Source organism: Pelatocladus sp. BLCC-F211 (assembly GCF_041928655.1).
GTDB lineage: Bacteria > Cyanobacteriota > Cyanobacteriia > Cyanobacteriales > Nostocaceae > Pelatocladus.
On sequence record NZ_JBHFLM010000133.1, the window covers coordinates 1 to 5,778 of the forward strand.

At 37.2% G+C, this 5,778-nt stretch carries 5 protein-coding genes and 1 pseudogene; 4 read left to right on the forward strand and 2 right to left on the reverse strand.

Annotated elements, in window-relative coordinates; translation table 11 throughout:
* A pseudogene (locus tag ACE1AT_RS16645) lies at nucleotides 1–97 on the forward strand (oxidoreductase); the annotation flags it as partial.
* An 83-nt stretch (nucleotides 98–180) separates the two neighbouring features.
* Here ACE1AT_RS16645 and ACE1AT_RS16650 read toward each other — a convergent pair.
* Together ACE1AT_RS16650 and ACE1AT_RS16655 are read right to left on the reverse strand one after the other, a co-directional pair.
* A complete protein-coding gene (locus tag ACE1AT_RS16650; protein WP_374870224.1) occupies nucleotides 181–945 on the reverse strand; it encodes a hypothetical protein in 765 nt (254 codons plus the stop codon).
* A 3-nt stretch (nucleotides 946–948) separates the two neighbouring features.
* Nucleotides 949–1,956 (reverse strand): hypothetical protein, encoded by a 1,008-nt coding sequence (locus ACE1AT_RS16655; RefSeq protein WP_374870226.1) that lies wholly within the window; start codon nucleotides 1,954–1,956, stop codon nucleotides 949–951.
* Between the two features lie 381 nt (nucleotides 1,957–2,337).
* Here ACE1AT_RS16655 and ACE1AT_RS16660 point away from each other — a divergent pair, with 381 nt between their 5' ends.
* From ACE1AT_RS16660 to ACE1AT_RS16670, 3 genes are all read left to right on the forward strand, one after another.
* Nucleotides 2,338–3,234 (forward strand): CHAT domain-containing protein, encoded by an 897-nt coding sequence (locus tag ACE1AT_RS16660; RefSeq protein WP_374870228.1) that lies wholly within the window; start codon nucleotides 2,338–2,340, stop codon nucleotides 3,232–3,234.
* A 345-nt stretch (nucleotides 3,235–3,579) separates the two neighbouring features.
* On the forward strand, nucleotides 3,580–3,924 hold the full coding sequence (locus ACE1AT_RS16665; protein ID WP_374870230.1) for a hypothetical protein: 345 nt from the start codon (nucleotides 3,580–3,582) through the stop codon (nucleotides 3,922–3,924).
* Nucleotides 3,925–4,149: 225 nt separating this feature from the next.
* Nucleotides 4,150–5,547 carry a hypothetical protein gene (locus tag ACE1AT_RS16670; protein WP_374870232.1) on the forward strand — a complete coding sequence of 466 codons (1,398 nt, stop codon included), beginning with the start codon at nucleotides 4,150–4,152 and terminating at the stop codon, nucleotides 5,545–5,547.
* The last annotated feature ends 231 nt before the right edge of the window (nucleotides 5,548–5,778 follow it).

The window sequence follows — 5,778 nt, forward strand, 5'->3', positions numbered from 1 at the left end:
TATTTATTTACCAGGGTGTCCACCCTCAGCAACTCGGATTCAAACAGTTCTAGAAGCGTTGCTGCGAGGAGAAAAACCGCGGCTGATCGCAGAGTAACCCAACATTATCAAGGCTTTGTTGGGTTTCGCTTGCACTCAACCTAGTGTGTTAATTCTGTGGATGGTAGTCAGTGCAAGAGTTCATGCAGTTTCTGTGTCAGGAGTAGTCGCCAATGAAAGGGTTCGTCTTTGGGAGAGCATAGAAGAACCGAAAACAGATTTAACCCAAGAATCAACATCTATAAAACTCATAGCTTCCATTGCTTTTTTGACTTGGCTAGTTGTAATTTTTAGTGTAAATAAAGGAATCAGTAAAATATTAGTACCAATATCTTTAATAGTTCGTCTAGCTGTAAAGAATTTATATTTACCAAATAGAGATTCAATCACATCTGAAGTACCAAGTAGAATTTGTGATACTGGAACCTGATTAGCTTCAAAAGTGAGATATTCGAGAATTTGGGACTGAAATTTTTGTCCGATTGGTGTCAAAGAATGATTTGAGATAGTATTTAACCATTGTTGTGGAGATTGAGAATGTAACCCTTGAGTCTTTAGTTGTATCTGTACAGAACGAATCTGGGTAAGCATTTCAGCATAAATTTGAATATTGTGTTGATAATAAAACAGCCAACCCAATTTATCGTAAAATTTTCTTCGTCCTAAATTGGAGTATTGACAAATGATTTCTCCATGAGACTGCCATAATTCTTCTCCCAAGTTATTTAAGAGAGCTTGACTAAATTCATGAAGACTTTCATAAGTTTTTGGTGTAATATTTTTGAGAATAGTTAGAGTATCTTTACTTAAAATCAAGCTTAATGGTGAGATAGCTTCATCATCTAAACTATAGGCAGTGCTAATTAAAGAAAAATCCTGTTGTGCTTCATACTTTATCACCTTCATTGCTCATTCTACTAAAATGTCAACATTATGATAACGAGATTTATTTCTTTGTTTAGGCGGAATGAGAAAATATAATTTAGTTTGCTGAATTCGTTGACGAGTTATGCAACATAGTTGTAAAAAATCGTGAAACATTTTATCTGGAAATAGCTCTTTTTTCAAGAGATTAGCCATTTTATGGGTGATGTCATAAGTGGTAATAACCTCCGGGTTATCTTGTTTATATAAATCTATCCCTTTTTTGATATCACTTCCCCAATCTGAAATAATTTGTACAGGAGTTCCCACACGCTCTGATAAATTTCTTAATTTTTCTAATATCATTACCCCAGGGGATTTATCCATAATTTCTAGACTTAGTACTTCTACGTCTTCATGTTGTAAACTCCTCTTTTCTTCTCGAATAATTCGGGTTAATTCTTCTTGAGGTATACCGAGAATAACCAAGCACTTCGATGTTCCTAACTCGAACGTCATATCTAAGATAAATATCCAATCTTTTCGATATTCTTTCTGGCGAGTTAATTCATATAATCCCAATCGTAATGACCATTGTCTGATCGTGTTAAAATTAGGTGTTGACCAGATCCAATTTCTTGCCAGTATTTCAAAGTTTTTTGCAATTCCTCTGAGGCTGTTTAAGCCTATAAATAAGAATTTAATTGCTGTTTCTATTACAAGCACTCGATAACTATGTCCCTTTGGTCTTAACTCTGCTAGCTCTTGCTCTTTTAACTCCATTAGTTGTTGACTCTGTTTGTTTAATTCTTTGGATTTGGTAACTTCAGTTTTTTTTTTCAAATTTTCTAATTCTCGTTCTAATTCCTCTTGTTGTCGTTGTGCTGACAGTGCTTTCGCTTTCCAATTGTCTCTGCTTGCACTTAAGTCTCTAATCTTGATTTCCATGACTCGCATTTTTTTCTGCTTTTCTGTAGCTCTTTTTTTCCATAGGTCTCGGCTTTTTTTAAACAGCCTAACTAATCGGCTATCCTCACTTTTAAACCCTTCCATTAGCTTTTTACCTTTGTGTCTCAGTTCCCTCAAGCCTTATCAGTAAATCACAAAGTTTTTTAGAAGCTTTACCAAATAAGCATTCAAGCGCTCACACCCGTTTCCCAATAAACCACCTTTTAATAAGCATTGAGTGCCGATGACATTAAGTGCTGATAAGAGCGATCGCTCTTGAAGTAAGCGTTGTTAGACTCCTTTTTGAGTAGGGATCTTATCCTTGTTTTCCGTAGTTTTCTGCCCCTGCTTGTGATTTACTGTTATACCACTTTCAGGTATCCTACTTCTCTAGCATACTTCCTGCATGAAAAAAATTCAGCTTTCTCGGTCAAAATTAACACGCTACACTCAACCCAACCTACATTTCTTCTTAACTGAACCGTATTGACCTCTGACTTTGATTCTCGTCGTCGAGTGTTTGATATTCGTCAAAGAACCCCACCCCGACTTCGCCACCCCTCCCCGCTGGCGGGGAGGGGTTGGGGGTGGGGTTCTGACAATATATTCTCTGATCTCTTCGCGATTCAAAACCCCACAGCAGATTTAGAATTCACCGATATCGAAGTCGAGACAATTGCCAATACATTTCACCCACACCAAATTCTCAAACACAGCGCAGCGACAAAAGCAGCATTATTAGCAGAACAAGCAAACGCCGATAATTTCCGCAATGCTTACTGGCTGCATTTTTCTTGTCACGGTTACTTCAATTTCAACTCTCCCTTAGAATCTGGTTTACAGTTAGCAGATACTCTGATTTCTCCCATTCCGGCGGATCTCGAACCAAGTCGCCTGTTAAAAATACCTGACGACGCGGCGATTAACTTAGAAAAATGCCTCACCTTAGAAGATATATTTAATTTAAGTTTCCCAAACTGTCGTCTTGTGACTCTTTCGGCTTGCGAAAGTGGCTTAGTTGACTCTAGAAATACCAGCGATGAATATATCGGTTTACCAAGTGGATTTATTCGCGCAGGTGCAGCCAATATAGTTAGCAGTTTATGGACAGTTGATGATTTTTCGACAGCGATATTAATGATGAGATTTTATGAAAATCTGCAAACTCTAACTCCTAATGTTCCTTGTGCGCTCAACCAAACCCAGAAATGGCTTCGCCAAGTTAGTCAAGAGGATTTAATTCTATGGATTGATAGTAAAACCGAGATGGATGCAAAGCATAAATGGAAAATTAGAAAGAGATTGGAGCAAAACTATTTACCAGAACAATTACCATTTAAAGAACCGTGTTTTTGGGCTGGATTTTGTGCAATTGGAGAATAATTTTAGTCCAATACGCTTGGTGTTAGAGCCAAAAACTTTAAATTTTGTAGGTTGGGTTGAGGCTTTGCGAAACCCAACAAATACTTGAAAATGTTGGGTTTCCTTCGTCAACCCAACCTACAATTATCCTTAACTGGATTTTGTGCAATTGGAGAATAATTCTAGTCGAATACGCTTGGTGTTAGAGGCAAAAACTTTACATTTTGTAGGTTGGGTTGAGGCTTTGCGAAACCCAACAAATACTTGAAAATGTTGGGTTTCCTTCGTCAACCCAACCTACAATTATCCTTAACTTAAGCGCATAGCACAGGCTACACCAACAAAAATCAAATAGGAGAATCAAATATGGAACCTGATAAATTAATTCAAGCTTTTACACAAGTGGTGGAAGAACAAGATTATGTTTTTGATCATGTAGCGATTGAGGATATTTCATCATTACGAAAGACTCTTGCTGATTTAAATCAGCACACAACAGAATCCTTTGCGGAAGCAATTCGCTTGTGGTACATCAATCATGAATCTGTGAGAGATGCGGTATTAATTACGGAACGGGAAATTACGAAAGTAGAAAAAACAAATCCTGTGACTCAGGAAATTACTTTAACGAATCAGTATCGAGTTATTGATGAGGGGTTGCAAAAGTTGGAAGATAAAAAGCGGGGAGAGGAGGGAGAGAAATCGAACTAGTCTCAAGAGTATTAAGATCCCCGACTTCTTTAAGAAGTTGGGGATCTGGAGTCTCAATAATTCATTTATGATTGCTATATCAGCATTTTTATTTTTTGCCCTCAACACACCCTACATACAATTTTATAAACTATAAATGGTTCAAAACGCGATATATCGCGTGTGGTTCTGGTTCAAGACGTGATGAATCGCGTCTCTACAAGATGTATGATGACAAAATAATTTATGAAAATATATGCGCCTAATATTCATTTATTTGCTTTTCAACTTTATAAACCGGCAAATCTTGAGGAAATTAATGCAGATGAGCAAAATAAACTTTGGCACGGTGCAGATGCAATAGTTAAGACTATCCTGCACACAGATTTAAATCTCAGCCAAAATATAGATGTTAGCAAAAATTCTGATAGCCCGCGTGTTGATTTGCTCAAAGAATCAGCAGTCAAAGATGGTAATCATTCCCTACCTTTTGAGAATAAGATTTCTGTTGATCATCAGCAAGATGTGATGATCAAAGGCTTTGCTTATCCTGTACAATTACATGATAGCTATGGTTTGTCGCTCAATTTACGCCGTCCCGAAAAAGAAGCGGATGGTACACCAAGCGTAGATTTAGACATTAGTTTTCTCAGTAATTTAAATCCTCATAATTGCCTTACTCTCTCGCCAAATAAACTTTTTCTCGGACAAACTTTATTAATTACGGCTTGGTTAACGGGCGCGAAAGATAAGAAATATCTGTATGAAATCGCCGAATCATGTTTGCAAGCTGTTTTTGCTGATGCTAAACAACGTCCCTCTTTTCATCGTCAGGGAGAGTTATTTGGTAGTCCAATTTTTGAATATGGATTGTTTAGCGAATTAGCTAATTATCAGCATGTGCTAATTTGGCTATTTGTCGATGAGCAAGCAGATGAAAAATTCGGTTTAATCTATTCAGAATTATTAGATTTATTTTTCTTTCGCACTAAGGTTGTCAAAGCTTATCAAGATAGCCGAAAAACTTATTATTTATTAGATGAACAGTATAAAAATATAGAAAGACAACTCGATAAATTATCAAATCAGAAGATTGATAATTTAAATCAAAAAGATTTAAATGAATTAACAGAAAAATTAAAATACTTAGCCGAATTAGCAGTTAAATACACTCGCTTACTACGAAATCTCGAAGATTATCAAAACACAATTGCGATCAATTCAGAAAATTATCATGACCGCTTACAACAAATTTCTAGTAAAACCCAGCAAGCTGATTTAAGCTTTTTAGAAACTTTTTATCACAAGATTTCTGCGTTATTCCAAAAACAAATTAATTTCGATTTGGGTTATTTTAAGCACGGTACAGGATTATTAGAGCAAGTAATCTCCTCAATTCGTGGGATAGTAGAAATAGAACAAGCTAAACGCGATCGCTCGTTAGAACAAACAATCCAAATTATCGGTGTCGCTTTGGGTGGTGGTGTGATCGTCTCTGGTGTGGTGACTCAACATATAGACAAACCCTTTGCACCAATTTCTGTAAAGAATCCACCTCATCCGATGATTTTATCTTTGTTTTGGAGTTTTGTGGCGATCGCTTTTTTGTGGTGGGTGGCTCGGTGGTGGACTAATAGAAAATAGGGAAGTCTAATATCAGGTTCGCTTGATTACTTATAATTCAATACGGTTCAGTTAAGAAGAAATGTAGGTTGGGTTGAGTGCAAGCGAAATCCAACAAAGCCTTGATAATGTTGGGTTACTCTGCGAGAAGCCGCGCAGGGCGCGTCTACGTTCCTCAAACGCCAGGTGCTATAACGGGGGGGACCCCCGCAACGCACTGGCTCCCCAACCTACGCTAGTTTTAGTTTTTAG

What these genes read in the sequence shown, in the direction of transcription:
- ACE1AT_RS16665 (WP_374870230.1), top strand. Translation starts at nt 3,580, where the DNA reads ATGGAACCTGATAAATTAATTCAAGCTTTTACACAAGTGGTGGAAGAA.
- ACE1AT_RS16670 (WP_374870232.1), top strand. Translation starts at nt 4,150, where the DNA reads ATGAAAATATATGCGCCTAATATTCATTTATTTGCTTTTCAACTTTAT.
- ACE1AT_RS16655 (WP_374870226.1), bottom strand. Translation starts at nt 1,956, where the DNA reads ATGGAAGGGTTTAAAAGTGAGGATAGCCGATTAGTTAGGCTGTTTAAA.
- ACE1AT_RS16650 (WP_374870224.1), bottom strand. Translation starts at nt 945, where the DNA reads ATGAAGGTGATAAAGTATGAAGCACAACAGGATTTTTCTTTAATTAGC.